Raw genomic sequence first — 15,883 nt, 5'->3', positions numbered from 1 at the left:
CCCCCCTGACCGGCATGCGCCCCTACCTCGACGCCCGCCACACCGGCCTCGCCGAATCCCTGGACGCCCTAGAACACCGGCGCACGACGACAACCGCCGACGACGCCTGACTCCCCTCGCGCAGAGTCGCATCATGCGAGTGCCGTCCGGCCCGCCCCCGTCCAGGTCGACCCCCACCTCCCCGAAGTCCACCTCCGCATCCGCGCCCGGCGCGTAGTGCCGGATCAAAGTAGCCCTCGGCCGCGGCCTCGCCCTCCTCGGCGATCGCCCGGCGGCGGGCGGGCGGTGACGAAGGCACGCACCGTCGTGTAAGACAGGGCGACGTCGAACTCCTCCTCCAGCCGCGTGCCAATCCGCTTGACGGTGTATCGCTGCTTGCGCGGCGCTTCGCGGTCGGCGCGGAGCCACTGGTCGACCGTCTTCTTGTACGGCTCCATCCGCGGCGAGGTCCGCACCGGCCGCTTCCGGGGCTTCGACACCGGCGAGGCCAGCGCCTCCCGCACCAGACACCGGTGCACGCCGTACTTCTTCGTCAACGCCCGGATCGACAGCCCCAGCTGCCAGCTGTCGCGGCGGATCCGGTCAAACAATTCCTGCTTGGACAAGAACATCCACAGCCCCCACCCACCTCGCCTTCTACGCCGGCCGGCCCGTCGCGATGAGCGCCACCGGCGTCCTGGCCCAGGTCACCGAACCCACCCGCTGAGCCGGCACCACAGGCCGGCCCCTCGTCCCTTCCAGGGGAATCCCGTGCAGCACGTCACCTCGAACAACGGCGTCCAGATGCCGATCCTCGGCTTCGGCGTCTTCCAGATCGAAGCGGACAAGACCGAACGCGCCGTCACCGACGCTCTCGCGGCCGGCTACCGGCTGCTGGACACCGCCGCCGCCTACGGCAACGAGGAAGCCGTCGGCCACGCCATCAAGAACAAGCGGCATCCCGCGCGAGGAGCTGTTCATCACCACCAAGCTGTGGGTCCAGGACGCCCCCGCCCAGGACAACACCCGCCGCGCCCTGGAGACCTCCCTGGTCAAGCTCGGCCTCGACCACGTCGACCTGTACCTGATGCACCAGCCCTATGGCGACGTCTACGGCCAGTGGCGCGCCATGGAGGCCGCCCAGCACGAAGGCCTGACGCGGGCGACCGGCGTCGCCAACTTCTACCCCGACCGGCTCCTGGACCTGATCCTCAACAACGAGATCACCCCGGCCGTCAACCAGATCGAGACCCACCCCTTCTTCCAGCGGGGCGCCGACCACGCCCTGATGCGCGAGCACCGTGTGCAGCACCAGGCGTGGGGCGGCTTCGCCGAAGGCAAGAACGACCTGTTCACCCACCCCGTCCTCGCCGGCATCGGCGAGGCGCACGGCAAGTCGGTGGCGCAGGTCGTGCTGCGCTGGCTGATCCAGAGCGACATCGTCACCATCCCCAAGTCCATCAACCCCGACCGGATGGCGCAGAACATCGACGTCTTCGACTTCGCTCTCACCGACGAGCAGGTGACGCAGATCGCCGCCCTCGACACCGGCAAGACCCTGTTCTTCGACCACCATGACCCCGAGATGGTCGCCTGGCTCAGCAAGCGCCGCCTCGACGGCTGACCACGCCCCCGCGGGCCCCGATGAGAGTGATCGCTTTGCCTCGGATCGGGGGCGCGGGATACGGCCGCCGATGGCGCACGTGGTTGACGACGACGCAGATCAAGCAGCTGGAGCGCAGTCTGGGGGTTCAGTTGCTGGACCGTTCGGGTCGGACAATGCGGCTGACCGACGTCGGGGAGGTGTACCAGCGCTATGCCCGGCAGGCCATGCGCTCACTGACAACTGCCCAGCGTGCCGTGCACGACGTTCAGGACCTTTCCCGCGGCGAACTGCGTCTGGCGGTCACGCCCACGTTCATCGGCTATTTCGTCGGAGCGATGGCTGCCGAATTCCATACCCGCCACCCAGGTATTTCCTTGTCCCTCAAGGAGATGACCCAGACCCGTATGGAAGCGGCGCTGCTCGCCGACGACATCGACCTCGGTATCGCCTTCGACGCGCCGCATCAGCAGGGAATCCACACCACGCGCATCTTCACCGAGAGCTTGAGTCTCGTGGTGGGCCCCAACTACCCCCGGGACCGGAGACCCGAGGCACTGGCCGTGCAAGATCTGGCCACGCTGCAGCTCGCCCTCCTCAGCACCGACTTCGCCACCCGAAGCCACATCGACGCCTACTTCGGAAGGCACCGCATCAGCCCGCGCATCGCGATCGAGGCGAACTCCATCCAGGCGCTCATCGAGATCCTTCAACGTACGACGCTGGCCACCGTGCTGCCCGACGTCGTCACCGACGACCACCCTCAGCTCGACACGGTCACCCTGACCCCACCCCTGCCCAAGCGCACCGTGGCGCTTCTTCGACGGCACGGCGGCTATCAGAGCGCCGCATCCCGAGCTTTCACCGACCTCACGCACCACCTCGTCGAGGCCCGCGGCTACGCCTCACCGCCGCCAACGTGAGGAAGCCAACGAACATGGTTTCGTCCAGGAGGAGATCGCAACGGGGCTGACCTCTGAGCACATAGTCCACGCCATCGCCGAAGCTGCCGAGAGCCCATCCCGGTGCGGAACGGCTCGGCTATCAACAGCCGTAGCCTTGCACTGGCCAGCCCTCGGTTGCGCGGTGCCCAGTGGCGGTTAGGCCGATCTGCAGAACCGTGAAAGAAACGGCTCGGGTGCGGACAGGTAGGCGTGTGGAATCGATCCAAGAACAGGAGCACGCCCGCTCCCGCGAGCAGCGGTACGAGGCGCTGGCCCGCGTCGTGGCGGAACCGCTGCACCGCTACCTACGAAGACGGGCCGATGCCGACCAGGTCGACGACATCCTCGCGGAGTCCATGCTCGTCCTGTGGCGCCGCCTGGACGACGTGCCCGGTCTGGATGCGGGACCTGTGCCGGCTGCCGACACGGTTCTGCCCTGGTGCTACGGCGTGGCCCGGGGGTGCCTGTCCAACGCGCGCAGAGCTGACAGGCGTCGCCTTCGACTGGTGGAACGGCTGACCCGGGCGGCTGCCGTCCCGGCCGGGCAGCCGCAGTACGGCGACCACGAACAACTGCACGCCGCCCTCGGCGCGCTCGGCGAGACGGACCGTGAGGTGGTGTTGCTGTGGGCGTGGGAAGAGCTCGCGCCCCGTGCCATTGCCGAAGTGACGGGCCTGAGTGCCAACGCAGTGAGTATTCGCCTGCACCGGGCGAAGAAGAAGCTGGCCGCGCTGCTCGAAGGAAAGAACGGCCTGCCTGCCGGACACGAAACAGCTGACGGAAGGAGCACCCGGTGAACGAGGACGAACTGCTTGCCCGCCTCAGGGCCGCGGATCCCGCGCTGATTGGCGTCGCTCCTCCGCCTGATGTCGACCGGCTCTTGGAGGCTGCCATGACTACAACCCAGGTTCCCGCCCAGAAAAGCGGGACACGACGCCCCCGGCGGACGCTGCTGCTGGCCGCGGCGGCCGCGGTCGCGCTGACGACGGCGGGTGCCCTCGCCTGGCAGGGCACCCGCTCCCCTGCCTCTTCTCCGTCTGCGGCCCCACTCGTGCTGAGGGTGCAGGCGGCAGACGGAGCGGCCAAGTGCGCTGCTCCCAGCGTCGACATGCTGCGCACCAACACCACTGCGTTTGAAGGTTCGGTGACCTCTGTGACGGGTCAGCAGGTCACGTTCCGGGTCGAGCACTGGTACCGCGGAGGAGACAGGCGCACCGTGACGGTGGATCATGCCGAGAACCTGGAAGCCGTCTCGTTCAGTACCGGTGACAGCTACCTCGTCGTTGCCAAGCACGGCAGGATCGACGTGTGCGGCGGCACGGTCTGGGCCGAGCCGACGATGCGGGATCTGTACCGCCAGGCGTTCCGGGACCAATGACCCGGGCCGTGCTGACAGCGTGTTGGGGCCGCCGCCCCTCTCGTGCTCGAGGCCGGCGGCGGCCATCTGGGGGTTTCGGCGTAGCGCGACGCTGAAGGTCACATGTTCGCGCCTCGCGATCCGAGAGTGTTGAGGCGGGGCGGGAGCCTGTGCCTGGCGCAGACGGCTGTCGGGCCGTCCGGGCCCGCCGGGGCCCGTCCGGCGGACCCCGGCCACCAGACTTCAGGCCAGGCACCTGCCCAGGAAGCCGCGGATGTAGCCGCAGATCGCATCAAGGTGGCTTTCCAGGGCGAAGTGCCCGGAGTCGAGCAGATGGATCTCGGCATCCGGAAGGTCACGGTGGAAAGCGCGGGCCCCGTCGGGGCCGAAGATTTCGTCATTGGCCCCCCAGACAGCGAGCAGGGGTACCTGACTTTTGCGGAAGTACTCCTGCACCTCGGGATACAGCTCGACATTGGTCGGGTAGTCCCTGAAGAGCTGCAGCTGGATCTCGTCGTTGCCCGGGCGGTCCAGCAAGGCTTGGTCGTGGGTCCAGGTGTCGGGGCTGACGAGGGACTTGTCGGCGACTCCGTTCTCGTACTGCCAGCGAGTGATCTCCGGGGTGAGTGCGACCCGGATAGCCACTTCGGTGTCAGGGTTCGGATCCGCTGCGTAGGCGAACAGCCCGTCCCAGAAGTCCTTGACGAAACCGTCGTTGTAGGCGTTCCCGTTCTGCGTGATGATCGCAGTGACCTTCTCGGGCTCGCGGAGCGCGAGGCGCCAGCCGATCGGAGCGCCGTAATCCTGGACGTAGACCGCGTATCGATCGACTCCGAGGCGTTGCAGCAGACCGGCAGTGACCTCGGTCAGCGCAGCGAAAGTGTAGGGAAACTCGCCCAGGGGCGGAGCCGATGAGTATCCGAAACCGATATGGTCGGGCGCGATCACGTGGTACCGGTCCGCCAGCTCCGGTATCAACCCCCGAAACATATGGGAACTGGCCGGAAATCCGTGCAGCAGTACCAGCGTCGGCATATCGGACACCCCTGCTTCACGGTAGAAGACTTCCAAGTTGTCTATGGCTTGGGTGCGGTAGTGAATGGGGATCATGTTTGATCTCTCCACGAAACTCGGCCGTCGCCGCAGACGCACGCTGTGTGGGCTGCGGCCTTTCGCGGCGTCTGCTGCCCCGATTTTCATTGAGGATTTTGGTCTCGCCGTGGAGCCGCTCGATGTCGGTACTCACACGGTCTGTGCCGGATCTCTTCGTTGCGAACGGCCTCGATGGATGCCACCGGTAGGGGCGGGCAGGCGCCAAGAGACGATGGTTCCAGGACCCACTCTCACGCACATGTGTATCGCGCGCCAGTGTGACACTTTTGATGGATAGCTCCGCTCCCGCCCTCTAGTGGGGCTGGTGTGCACATATGCACTTCAATTGACCGTTCGCGTCCTCCGTTCGCGCACAGCGTCGACAGGACGAACCAAAGGGGATTGGTAGGCCATGGCGGCGCGCATCTCGGCCCCCATCGCCGTCAATATTCAGTCGCCGCACCACATGGGACCCGGCCGCAGGGATCTTCCAGATCTCGGTGTGGACCGTTCTGCCGTGCCAGGCGATGTCCTGGGCCGACCCACTTGACGGAGACGAGCCTGCCTGCCTGCCGTGTCGCAGCTCACCGGCTTAGCCTCACCACCAGGCACCTCTATGGCATGCCTCCAGAGCGTCGAGATGCCGGCAGGGAATTCACTGCCTGCCCGGTGACTACGTTTTACTTCCGCACAAGGACCCAGTGCGAGTCTCCTGGCACCTCGCGGTGCTGGCGCGGACCTTTGGAGCCAGGGCGGTGAGCCAGTGCCCGGATCCGCATGTGCGTATCGCGATTCCTCCCGACGAACTCTGCGTCCGGAACCGACGTGTCTTCCCCAGGCCGATGCGGTAGACCGCCTCTAACCTTAAAGAAGGTCGCGGCCTGGCCGATTACAGGTGCCTGGGCTGCGCTATGCCTTCATGGACTCGAAGATCCCATCATCCGGGAGGAACAGTCATGACCACACGTCCACCCGTGCCACCGTTCACGCGGGAGACGGCGATCGAGAAGGTCCGGATGGCAGAGGATGCCTGGAACTCACGCGATCCTGAGAAGGTGTCGCTGGGCTACACGGTGGATTCGCGCTGGCGCAACCGCGCGGAGTTCGTCAACGGACGCGAAGAGATCGTCGCCTTCCTGACCCGCAAGTGGCACCGCGAGTTGGACTACCGGCTCATCAAGGAACTGTGGGCGTTCACCGAGAACCGGATCGCGGTGAGGTTCGCCTACGAATGCCACGACGACTCCGGCCAGTGGTACCGCTCGTACGGCAACGAGAACTGGGACTTCGGCGAGGACGGCCTGATGAGGGTCCGTCTCGCCTGCATCAACGATCTCCCGATTGCCGAATCCGACCGCAAGTACCACTGGCCGCTGGGCAGGCGTCCCGACGACCACCCCGGCCTGAGCGACTTCGGGTTCTGACCTCTGCCCACCAGCAGCACCGGCGTCTTGAAGACGACCGTGAAGGCCACCGCTGACGGCGACGTCAACTGCCCCCGTTCGGCGAGCCAAACGGACTGATCCGACTGAGGCCGGGGCAGGGACCGGTCCCTGAGATACCGGTCCCTGCCCCGGCACTGCAGACCTCGAGGTGACGTGCTGTTGTCAGCGTATGACTCGGATGTGGACTGCCAGAACCGCCTCTGCTGGTGCAGTCCACCTGGGTACTGGCCACCGGCTTCAGGCCCCGCCACTCGTCGCTGGTCATCGGCTGGACTGCGATGACGGCCGCGGTGATGTTCGTGCTCGCGACCGGCAAGGCACGCACCGACACTGCGCTGGACAACCCGGTGCTGAAGACCGAGGGCCGGGTCACCCTCATCTACGGCGTGCTGGCCGCCGCCGTGTTGCTCGGCCTCCTGCTGAATTCTCTGGCCGGCCTGTGGTGGGCCGACCCGGCCGCAGGGTACGCGCTGGTCTATTACGCGCTGCGCGAGGCCAAGGAGATCTTCTTCGGCGAGCACTGACGGCCTGGACCGCCCAGGTGCCGTCGCCTCTCGCGACATCGAACACTGGCTGTGTTCACCGGTTCAGCACGGGTGCACCAGCTCGGAAGGCGCCTGGACAACAAGCGGAACGGATCCCAGCGAGTACCAGGCGCCTCACGGGCCGAAGGCGCCGCCTTCGATGAGGATGAGCATGCCGATGGCGATCAGGACCAATGGCAGCAGAATGTGTCCCCAGCGGCTGAGGGCCTTGGCGATGACGGGGCGGGTGGCGAAGAAGCGGCCCGCGAAGCACCACACGGCCACCAGGATCAGGAAGACGATCACGTACACGCTCATACCGCCGACGCCGGCGGTGGCGAAAACAGGGACGTAGACGCCGATGTTGTCGCCGCCGTTGGCGAAGGTGACGGCGGCCACCTCCACAGCCTTCGGTCCGCCCTCAGTCGTCTCCTGCTCGCCGTCCTCGTCCTCGCGGTGCTTCCACGCCTGCCAGGCCGCCTTGAGCCCAAGGGCGAGGGGCAGCAGGCCGAGGTAAGGGATGGCCGACTCGGGCAGGAAGGTGGCGCCGAACGCGGCGGCGGCGGAAACAGCAAGGATGGCGGTGAAGCCGAGGTATTGGCCGATGACGATGCGGCGGGCGGAGCCGTGGTGTCCGGCGCCCTGGGCGAAGAACAGGGACAGGATCAGGATGTCGTCGATATTGGTGACGGCGAACAGCCCGGCGGCCTGCCCGACGATGCCCAGGTTCACGAATGGGTGTCCTTCTCCTTCGGCGCAAGTGTCCCGATGAAACTACCGGGAGCCCGAATCGCGCCCCTCGCTGGGACCGAGGCTCAGTACTGCTGCTTCTCGTGAACATCGAACACGACAGCATCAGGACGCTTACCGAAGTACTGAACAACTACTGCTGAAAGTCATGAACAGAGTCAAGCTGGCGGAGGGCGCGGTACAGGGCCAGGGGGCGGGCGAGGCCGGGGCGGCGTAGGCGGTGACGACGAGGACGGCCACGGCGGCAAACGTAATGACCGGGCCGATCCCGCAGGACATCAGCAGTACGCTGCCGGGCAGGAGCAGCACGGCGAGGGTGAGCGCGAGGGCCTGGTCGTGGTCGCGGTGCACCGGATCCGCTCCTCTGCTCACGCCCGGCACAGGCATCCGGACGGCACCTGGCCTGCGCGCACTATGCGCCGCCGGCTCCCGCCGCCGCACTCGCTGTACTGCGAGGAGTTCCGGCCGACGGCGACGATGCCTGACGTCACCCGCTCGCCCCGGCGCAGGTACCACCCGATCGGCGACCGCGTCGTCGCGACCGCTCCCTCGCTCCACGCCGGCATGCGTCGAGGTCGAGGGCGAGGGCGAAGACCGACGCGACAGCGTCGCTGCGCTCTGCAATGGCAGGAGCCCTGGGAGGCATAGCCAAGATCGGAAAGAGGCGTTCCGCCTGTTCGTGGTGGTGTGAGCCTTCGGCGAAGAACGGGGCCCGGTCCCGGCAGACCACCTCGATTCCCGGCCGCGTCGGCAGCCACGCCGCGAGGCTGGCCGATTCCCGGTCGAATAGCAGGTCGACCGGCCGACGGGTCTCGACATCGACCAGGACGGTCCCGTATTGCCGTCCCTTGCGGGTCGCGTACTTGTCTTGTAGACACCGATCACCCGCAGGGTGGACGGTTCCGGCAGCACGTCGACCAGGCGCAAAAGGACGCCTCGCTGCCCAGGCGTTCCGGGCTGTCCCCCATCGTGATCAACAAGGTGACGGCCGTGTCCGGACCGATGCCCACCACGGCAAGCAGCTGCGGGACGTGTCGTTCCACGAGCCGGGCCAGAGGCGGTACGGGCGGTGCGGGCCCCGGAGACGTACGCTCCGCGCCCGCACCGCCCACCTCGCGAAAGTCGGTCAGGTCGTGCCGGTGGCCGGAAGGAAGGTCCCGAAGCCTCGCTCGCTGCCGAACCCGCAGGCGGGCTGCTTGCCGTCCCAGGCGAGCCGACCGTTCACGTACACGGCGCGCACCGCGGCGTCGTTGCGCCGCACCAGGCGTTCCATGCCGGCGAAGCCTTCCATCGGCTCCTCGTGCGCCTGGTCGACCTCGTCGGTGAGACCTACCGGGTCCACCACGACCAGGTCGGCGCGCCTGCCTTCGGCGAGGTAGCCGGCGTCGATGCCCAGGTAGTCGGCGATCTCGCCGGTGACCCGGTGCACGGCCCGCTCCGTGGACATGACCGGCTTGCCCTCGGCAGCGCGGTCGCGGACCAGCTTGAACAGGCGCAGCGGGAAGTTGTAGAAGCCCATGTTGCGCAGGTGGGCGCCTGCGTCGGAGAAGCCCATGAGCACTGAGGGGTGGTTGGCGATCCAGGCCAGCTGGTCGGGACGATCGTTGCCGAGCACGGTGTACCAGCGCAGGTCGTTGCCGTACTCGCCCTGCAGGTCGAGGAAGGCGTCGATGGGCTTGACGCCGCGCTCGGCGGCCACCTCGGCGAAGGTCTTGCCTATCAGGGACGGGTCCGGGCAGTTGACGATCTTCGGCTCGCTGAGTTTGCGGTGGTAGGCGCGGCCGGCAAAGGGGTTGTGCCACTGGCGGCTGAACTTTTTGCGGAAGGCCGGGTCGTACATCATGGCCTTGCGCTTGTCCGGATCGGTCTCGTGCAGAGCCTCGGTGCCGGCGCCGAGCTCCTCGATGACCGGGACCTCCAGGCCGTCCACCCACAGGTCGAAGGGGTTGGGCAGGGACTGGAAGCGGATGTTTCCGCCGTAGAGCTTGTTGATGCCCTGGGACAGGTGTCCGGCGATCTTGTAGTACGCACGGAAGGCCCGGGAGTCCACCATGGAGATCATCATGGTCTTCATGGGCTTCCTCCGGAAGCCGCCGCTGTGCAGCATGATCGGCAGGAAGTTGAGGCGGTTCTGCAGATTGGGCACGACCTGCCAGATGGCGTCGCGCTCGCGCAGCACCTTGGTGAAGCTGCGGTACTCGCGCCAGTCCGCGTGCACCGAGGGCATCGGCCTGCTGCGATAGCGGTCGCCGTCGACCTTGTCCCACGGCAGGGTGTTGAAGGACATGCCCAGGTAGCCGGCGTCGAGCGACTCGTGCAGCAGAGCGAGCATCGTGCCGACCTCGTGCTGGGTCGGCTTGATCTTCTTGTCCAGGCTGCGGCCGAGACCCATCACATGGGCGCGCACCGCGTTGTGGCCGAGCATGCTGGTGACGTTCGGGCCGATCGCGGAGTCCCGCAGGTGCTCGACGTACGCGGTCGGGGTGTCCCAGCGCTTGACGCGCTCCAGCATCGGCAGCACGGCCGATCGGGGGATCGCCTCGACCCGGCAGAACTGGTCGGCCAGGTCCTCGGGCGTACCCACCGCGAAGGACAAGCCGCAGCTGCCGACCAGCACGGTGGTGATGCCGTGGCGCACCGACTCGGTGAGGCCCGGGGACACCTCCAGCTCTGCGTCGTAGTGCGTGTGCAGGTCGATGAAGCCCGGGGTGACCCAGCAGCCCTTGGCGTCCACCACCTCGGCGCCCTCGGGAATCTCCCGGATCTCGCCGATCCGCTCGACCCGGCCGTCACGCACCAGGACGTCCGCCGTCCGCCCGGGGGCATCGGCGCTACCGTCGAAGACGGTGCCACCGCGGATGACCACCGCTGCGCCGCGCTGCGCTTCGGACATATCTGCACCTCGGATTCGAATCTGCCTGGAGGGTTGCCGCAACCCTCCAGGCAGACCACCCCTTCGGTCTTGACAGCAGAGGACAACTCTTTGACAGTTCAGGACATGGCCATGATCCGGAGCACCTGTCTGCTCAACTTCTCCGCGCTCGTCGCCGAGCGGGGGGCCAACCCGCTGCCGATCCTCCGCTCCGCTGGTCTCCGGCCCGAGGACGAGGGCAAATATGAGGTCTTCACCACCTATCGCAGCCTGGTCCTCGCCCTGAACGCGGCGTCTCGAGCCACCGGCGACCCCGACTTCGGACGAAGGCTCGCCCTGCGCCAAGGCATCGAGATCTTCGGGCCGGTCGGAGTGGCCGCGCGGACCGCCCCGACCATGGGTGCGGCCTTGGAAACCTTCAAGACCTACCTCGCCGCCTACGGCCCGGCCATCGAAGTGACGGTCGAGACGATGCCAAGGTCCGAGCGCACATTTCTCGAATTCCGGGTACTCACCGAAGGACTGCCTCCGCTGGCCCAGGTAATGGAGCTGTCCCTCGGGATCGCGCTCCAGGTATTCCGCTTCCTCATGGGAAGCGACTACCACCCGCTCCAAGTACACCTTCCGCACGACCCGCTCACCGTCGAGGCCGATTATCGTGAGTACTTCTCCTCTACCGTCCTGTTCGCCCAGCGGCGAGCCGGCTTGGTGCTCCGCACGGCCGACCTGGACCGGGCGCTCAACTACGACCATCTCGCCCACCAGGCGTTGGTGCACTACCTCGACAGCATCATCACCACCCGAGGCCACGGACTGACCGGCCCGGTCCGTGAACTCGTGCGACAGCTGCTGCCGACGGGCGCCCTTGCGCTGAACCTGGTCGCGGATCAGCTCGCCGTGCACCCGAAGGCACTCCAGCGCCAGCTGGCGGCCGAGAGTACGACGTTCGCGGCTCTGGTGGAGCAGGTTCGTGCAGAGGTCGCCCATCGCTATCTCCGCGACACGGACATGAGCCTGACACAGCTGGCCCACGAGCTGGGCTACGCCGAGCAGAGCGTGCTCAGCCGCTCCTGCCAGCGCTGGTTCGGCCGGGGACCCGTGGCCCACCGGGACGCCCTGCGAACCCAACCGGGCGACGCCACGGGCTGATCTCGGACGCCACCCGGCTGCATCTGCTATACCTGCTCGCGCAGGGCGAGTCGGACGTCGGCACCCTGACCGACCAGTGCGAGGCGTCCCGCACTGCCGTCAGCCAGCACCTGGGCAAGCTGCGGCTCGCCGGGCTCGTGGGCACCCGCCGGGAGGGCCGGCGCATCTACTACCGCCTCAGCGACGGACGCCTGCACCGGCTGTTCCTGGAGGCGCTCAGCCACGCCGACCACCGGGTGAGCGGCAAGGCTCCGCACGCCTGACGCACGAAGACCCCCGGCCACGCTGGCCCAACCGACTGGCCGGACCGCGAACCTCGACCTGTGCCCACTCGACGCCGGGATGTCGTTCATCGACACGGCCATGTCGTACTGCCTGAACTCGTCCGAGACCGGTCACAACGAGGTACTGATCGCCCGCCCGCTCGCGTCGTGTGGCGGCGACACTTCGGGCGTGCTGGTCGGTACGAAGGGTGGCGCGGCGCGTGAGGCCGACGGGGTCTGGTCCTCCAACGGGTCTCCCGCGTCCCTGCGGGAGGCGTGCGAGGGTTCGCTGAAGCGCCTGGGCGTTGATGCCATCGGGCTCCATCAGCTGCACGTCCCGGACCCGAACGTGCCGTACGCCGATTCGGTGGGTGCGCTGCGGGACCTGTACGTCGGGGGCAAGATCCGCGCGGTGGGTATTTCCAACGTCAGCTCCGAGCAGTTGAGCGAAGCACACGAGCTCCTGGGCGAGCGGCTGGTGTCCGTACAGAACAATTTCTCGCCGGCCTCTCGCGACAGCGAACCGCAGCTGCGCCAGTGCGCCGAGCTGGGGATCGCCTTCCTGTCTCCTGTCGTACAACCCGCTCGGCGGCGTCTCCCGGGCGGGCAGCCTCGCCTCGTCGCACATGGCTCTCGCCCGGATCGCCGAGGCGCACGGAGTCAGCCCGCAGCAGGTGTGTCTGGCGTGGGAGCTGGCAAAGTCCCCCTCGTCGTTCCGATCCCGAGAGCGTCCCGGCCGACGACGATGCGCGATTCGGCGGCAGCGGCCGGTCTGACGCTCACCACAGCGGAGTTCGCCGACCTCGACGCCTCTTGAGCAAACCCGTTCTTCTGCCGGAGACGTCCACGGTTTACGTACGGCCCGAAGTCTTTTGACCGCCCGGTCGAAAGACCCCGACCGTTGCGCGTCCGCTGCTCGGGGCCTGTCGGGGAGGCCGGCGAAGTGCCTGCCTCCCCGTGAGCCTGTACTTTCGGGCGCCGGCTTCACCGCCGCGGTGAAGTGCCGTGCGCGATGAGTGTGGCGAAGGTGTTCAGCGGCCCTCTGTCACGCGTCCTCGTCGTTCACGAGGAGGATTTTGCCGAGGTGGCCGCCGGCCCCCATGAGGCGGTGGCCCTCCGCGGCGTCGGCCATCGGGACGGTCCGGTCGATGACCAGCTTCACCATGCCGTTCTCGATCACGGGACAGCCGTTCTTCTGGACCTCGGCCACGATCTCGGCCTTGTGCTCATTGGAACGGGTCCGCAGGATCGCGTGCCGTGCACGGAGGCCCGCTTGAACACGATCTCAAGAGGACAACACCGGGACATCTGGTGGAAGGCATCCCACTGCGACGTGGATGCTGCCAGAACCGGTGCTGAGCGCCCCTGTGCCCGAGCCCGATCTACGACCGGGCTGCGCTGCGGAGCCCAGGTGGGACGGGTTCCGGACGCTCGTCTCCGTCGCGCGGGTGACCGCACAGGCCAGACGCCGCCCGCCCTCGAGGGTGTGCCGGCGGCTGGGCCGCAGCACGGCCTGCCCGCCGGCGGGCTCGTCACCAAACTGCGGGCGCACCTCGGTGAGCCACCACGCCAGCAGCCCGTCCACCCCGTAGATGGCCGGCACCAGGTCGGCGGCGTACGCCAGGGCGCGGTCGACGTCGCCGAGCTCCCGATGGATCCCGACCCCCGACGCCCGGAGTGCGTCTGCTTTCAGCCATTCCCCCATAACGCCCCTGCACAGAAAGGTACTTCCGTACGGGAGCACGCGCCTGACATCGTGCATCCACCACTCGTTTCGTACGGCCCCGCCAATGCCCTCAGCACGGCCGGGCCGTCTCCGGAGGACGCATTGATACCCCACATATCCAGCCGGACTAGACGCACGCTGGCCCTGGCGGCCACGCTCGGTGCCGCCCTGGCGTTCGGCGCCCCGGGCGCCCTCGCGGGCACGCTGCCCATCGACCGCTCCCCCGCGCCAGCCGCCAAGGCCCACGCTCCGGCCGCCGTGCCAGCTTCCCGGAGTGCGACCTGGGTGGCCGGCACGCGTGCCTACCTCGTGATCACCGCCCCCGGTGACAGTTCGGCGGTCCGCTCCGCGATCGCGGCCAACGGAGGCACCGTCTTCTCGAACTTCGACGCCATCGGCGTGATCGTCGCCCACTCTGCGTCCAGCGAATTCGCCGCCACCATGCGCGGCGTCGCCGGCGTGCAGCAGGTCGGCGCCACGCGCACCTCGGACGTCCCGGCCGACGCCTACAACCCGGCGCTCCCGGCCAATCCGGCCCAGGCCTCGACCCCGGCAGGAGAACCGGTCCGGGCCGACATGAGCCAGATCAAGGCCGACCAGGCCTGGGCCGTGAACCCGGGCTCCGCCTCCGTCACAGTCGGCATCCTGGACACCGGTGTGGACGACCAGCACCAGGACCTGGCACCCAACTTCAACGCGGCCGACTCAGTCTCCTGCGCCTACGGCAAGCCCGACACCCGTGTCGGCGCCTGGCGGGACGTCGACACGCACGGCACCCACGTAGCGGGCACCATCGCCGCGGCCAAGAACGGCAAGGGCGTCGTCGGCGTGGCCCCTGGAGTGAAGATCTCCGCGGTCCGGGTCGCTGAGCCGGGCAACTCCTTCTTCTTCGCCGAGAACACCATCTGCGGCTTCGTCTGGGCCGGTGACCACGGCTTCAAGGTCACCAATAACAGCTACTACACGGACCCGTGGCAGTTCAACTGCCCGGACAACATCGACCAGGCCGCCATCATCGAGGGCGTCAAGCGCGCCCAGGAGTACGCCGAGAGCAAGGGCTCCCTCCAGATCGCCGCCGCGGGCAACGAGAACTACGACCTCGCCCACAAGACGACCGACTCCGCGAGCCCGAACGACTCGACGCCGGTCACCCGCACGATCACCAACGCCTGCCTCGACATCCCGACCGAACTGCCGGGCGTGGTCACGGTCGCGGCCAACGGCACGGGTGTCACCAAGGCCTCGTTCTCCAACTACGGGCAGGGCGTTATCGACGTCGCGGCGCCGGGCAGCAACGTGTACTCCACCGTCCCCGGCGGCGGCTACGGCAGCAAGAGCGGCACCTCGATGGCCACCCCGCACGTGGTCGGCGTGGCGGCACTCATCGCCAGCGCCAACCCGGGCATCACCCCGGCGCAGATCCGCGCCAAGCTGGCCGCCCAGGCCAACGACATCGCCTGCCCCTCGGACAGCCGCTGCACGGGCACGACGGCCAACAATTCGTTCTTCGGCGAAGGACAAGTCGACGCCCTCAAGGCCGTCGGGACCACCCCGCCGCCCGGTAAGTACTTCGAGAACCTCGCGGACTTCGCCATCAACGACAACGCGACCGTGGAGAGCCCCATCGCCATAACCGGCGTGACCGGCAACGCCCCGGCCACCCTCAAGGTGGGTGTGGACATCAAGCACACCTACATCGGTGACCTGAAGGTCGACCTGGTGGCGCCGGACGGCACCGTCTACACGCTGCACAACCACGCCGGCGGCAGCGCCGACAACATCGCCCAGACCTACACCGTAAACGCCTCCTCGGAGGTCGCGAACGGCACCTGGAAGCTGCGCGTCAACGACAACGCCGCCTCCGACACAGGCAAGATCGACGCCTGGAACCTGACCTTCTAGCACAGGGCCTGGCAACGCCCGCGTACAACACGCACTGCGCCGGCGACAGCTCCTTGCCCGCGGCCACGGACAAGGCGGGCTGCGGTCTGTTCGGCCAGAACTGCGAACTGCTGGGCGGCAGAGGGCATATGGGCCTCGGCAGCGGTGAACGCCGCGGTCGGGGCCCATATGCCGGAGACGTCCAGGAAGGCCGCGAACGGCCTGGAGCCGGCATCCAGCTCACCGTGCACCTCCCTGAGGAGCTGCAGGGCCGTGTCCGCGCTGCCCGTACGGGCAG

15 protein-coding genes and 2 pseudogenes are annotated in these 15,883 nt (G+C 67.8%); 10 read left to right on the top strand and 7 right to left on the bottom strand.

Annotated elements, in window-relative coordinates; all coding sequences use genetic code 11:
- Positions 1-224: 224 nt before the first annotated feature.
- Positions 225-611 (bottom strand): hypothetical protein, encoded by a 387-nt coding sequence (locus tag ACZ60B_RS38030; RefSeq protein ID WP_469395467.1) that lies wholly within the window; start codon positions 609-611, stop codon positions 225-227.
- Between the two features lie 139 nt (positions 612-750).
- Here ACZ60B_RS38030 and ACZ60B_RS38025 point away from each other — a divergent pair.
- The 4 genes and pseudogenes from ACZ60B_RS38025 (at position 751) to ACZ60B_RS38010 (ending at position 3,904) form a co-directional block, all read left to right on the top strand.
- Positions 751-1,603: pseudogene (locus tag ACZ60B_RS38025) on the top strand (aldo/keto reductase).
- A gap of 83 nt (positions 1,604-1,686) precedes the next feature.
- Positions 1,687-2,505 carry a transcriptional regulator CynR gene (gene cynR, locus ACZ60B_RS38020; protein WP_469395465.1) on the top strand — a complete coding sequence of 273 codons (819 nt, stop codon included), beginning with the start codon at positions 1,687-1,689 and terminating at the stop codon, positions 2,503-2,505.
- Positions 2,506-2,738: 233 nt separating this feature from the next.
- Positions 2,739-3,323, top strand: a complete 585-nt coding sequence (locus ACZ60B_RS38015; protein WP_469395463.1) for an RNA polymerase sigma factor — start codon at positions 2,739-2,741, stop codon at positions 3,321-3,323.
- The gene (locus tag ACZ60B_RS38010) at positions 3,320-3,904 is read left to right on the top strand and encodes a hypothetical protein (protein ID WP_469395461.1); all 585 of its coding nucleotides are present in this window, start codon (positions 3,320-3,322) and stop codon (positions 3,902-3,904) included. Before ACZ60B_RS38015 ends, ACZ60B_RS38010 begins: the two co-directional genes overlap by 4 nt.
- 222 nt (positions 3,905-4,126) lie before the next feature.
- Here the strand turns inward: ACZ60B_RS38010 and ACZ60B_RS38005 are convergent, their stop codons facing one another.
- Positions 4,127-4,993, bottom strand: coding sequence for an alpha/beta fold hydrolase (locus ACZ60B_RS38005; protein ID WP_469395460.1), 867 nt, complete (start codon positions 4,991-4,993; stop codon positions 4,127-4,129).
- Positions 4,994-5,931: 938 nt separating this feature from the next.
- Between ACZ60B_RS38005 and ACZ60B_RS38000 the strand changes: the two genes are divergently transcribed.
- Both ACZ60B_RS38000 and ACZ60B_RS37995 read left to right on the top strand, forming a co-directional pair.
- Positions 5,932-6,399 (top strand): nuclear transport factor 2 family protein, encoded by a 468-nt coding sequence (locus ACZ60B_RS38000; RefSeq protein ID WP_469395459.1) that lies wholly within the window; start codon positions 5,932-5,934, stop codon positions 6,397-6,399.
- Between the two features lie 227 nt (positions 6,400-6,626).
- Positions 6,627-6,944, top strand: a complete 318-nt coding sequence (locus ACZ60B_RS37995; protein ID WP_469395458.1) for a hypothetical protein — start codon at positions 6,627-6,629, stop codon at positions 6,942-6,944.
- A gap of 135 nt (positions 6,945-7,079) precedes the next feature.
- Here ACZ60B_RS37995 and ACZ60B_RS37990 read toward each other — a convergent pair whose 3' ends face one another.
- The 3 genes from ACZ60B_RS37990 to ACZ60B_RS37980 all read right to left on the bottom strand — a co-directional run bounded on the left by ACZ60B_RS37990 (position 7,080) and on the right by ACZ60B_RS37980 (position 10,587).
- Positions 7,080-7,676: a cadmium resistance transporter gene (locus ACZ60B_RS37990; protein ID WP_469395457.1), complete on the bottom strand. Its 597-nt coding sequence runs from the start codon at positions 7,674-7,676 to the stop codon at positions 7,080-7,082.
- A gap of 132 nt (positions 7,677-7,808) precedes the next feature.
- Complete coding sequence (locus ACZ60B_RS37985) at positions 7,809-8,066, bottom strand: hypothetical protein (protein WP_469395456.1); 258 nt, start codon at positions 8,064-8,066, stop codon at positions 7,809-7,811.
- 754 nt (positions 8,067-8,820) lie between these two features.
- Positions 8,821-10,587 carry an N-acyl-D-amino-acid deacylase family protein gene (locus tag ACZ60B_RS37980; RefSeq protein WP_469395454.1) on the bottom strand — a complete coding sequence of 589 codons (1,767 nt, stop codon included), beginning with the start codon at positions 10,585-10,587 and terminating at the stop codon, positions 8,821-8,823.
- A 105-nt stretch (positions 10,588-10,692) separates the two neighbouring features.
- Here ACZ60B_RS37980 and ACZ60B_RS37975 point away from each other — a divergent pair, with 105 nt between their 5' ends.
- The 3 genes and pseudogenes from ACZ60B_RS37975 to ACZ60B_RS37965 form a co-directional block, all read left to right on the top strand.
- Entirely contained in the window at positions 10,693-11,715 is a 1,023-nt protein-coding gene (locus ACZ60B_RS37975; protein WP_469395452.1) for an AraC family transcriptional regulator, read from the top strand.
- On the top strand, positions 11,637-11,978 hold the full coding sequence (locus ACZ60B_RS37970; protein ID WP_469395475.1) for an ArsR/SmtB family transcription factor: 342 nt from the start codon (positions 11,637-11,639) through the stop codon (positions 11,976-11,978). Before ACZ60B_RS37975 ends, ACZ60B_RS37970 begins: the two co-directional genes overlap by 79 nt.
- A gap of 67 nt (positions 11,979-12,045) precedes the next feature.
- A pseudogene (locus ACZ60B_RS37965) lies at positions 12,046-12,795 on the top strand (aldo/keto reductase); the annotation flags it as partial.
- 228 nt (positions 12,796-13,023) lie between these two features.
- Here the strand turns inward: ACZ60B_RS37965 and ACZ60B_RS37960 are convergent.
- Together ACZ60B_RS37960 and ACZ60B_RS37955 are read right to left on the bottom strand one after the other, a co-directional pair.
- Positions 13,024-13,188 (bottom strand): zinc-binding dehydrogenase, encoded by a 165-nt coding sequence (locus ACZ60B_RS37960; protein ID WP_469395450.1) that lies wholly within the window; start codon positions 13,186-13,188, stop codon positions 13,024-13,026.
- 75 nt (positions 13,189-13,263) lie between these two features.
- Positions 13,264-13,683 (bottom strand): hypothetical protein, encoded by a 420-nt coding sequence (locus ACZ60B_RS37955; RefSeq protein WP_469395448.1) that lies wholly within the window; start codon positions 13,681-13,683, stop codon positions 13,264-13,266.
- A gap of 123 nt (positions 13,684-13,806) precedes the next feature.
- Here ACZ60B_RS37955 and ACZ60B_RS37950 point away from each other — a divergent pair, with 123 nt between their 5' ends.
- Complete coding sequence (locus tag ACZ60B_RS37950) at positions 13,807-15,606, top strand: S8 family peptidase (RefSeq protein ID WP_469395446.1); 1,800 nt, start codon at positions 13,807-13,809, stop codon at positions 15,604-15,606.
- The last annotated feature ends 277 nt before the right edge of the window (positions 15,607-15,883 follow it).

The organism is Streptomyces sp. NPDC104096, assembly GCF_055584385.1.
This window is presented reverse-complemented; position numbering and strand designations above follow the sequence as displayed.

Excerpts from the sequence above, each read along its gene's own strand:
- ACZ60B_RS38030 (WP_469395467.1), bottom strand. The coding sequence starts at position 611 with ATGTTCTTGTCCAAGCAGGAATTGTTTGACCGGATCCGCCGCGACAGC.
- ACZ60B_RS38005 (WP_469395460.1), bottom strand. The coding sequence starts at position 4,993 with ATGATCCCCATTCACTACCGCACCCAAGCCATAGACAACTTGGAAGTC.
- ACZ60B_RS38000 (WP_469395459.1), top strand. The coding sequence starts at position 5,932 with ATGACCACACGTCCACCCGTGCCACCGTTCACGCGGGAGACGGCGATC.
- ACZ60B_RS37980 (WP_469395454.1), bottom strand. The coding sequence starts at position 10,587 with ATGTCCGAAGCGCAGCGCGGCGCAGCGGTGGTCATCCGCGGTGGCACC.
- ACZ60B_RS37975 (WP_469395452.1), top strand. The coding sequence starts at position 10,693 with ATGGCCATGATCCGGAGCACCTGTCTGCTCAACTTCTCCGCGCTCGTC.
- ACZ60B_RS37955 (WP_469395448.1), bottom strand. The coding sequence starts at position 13,683 with ATGGGGGAATGGCTGAAAGCAGACGCACTCCGGGCGTCGGGGGTCGGG.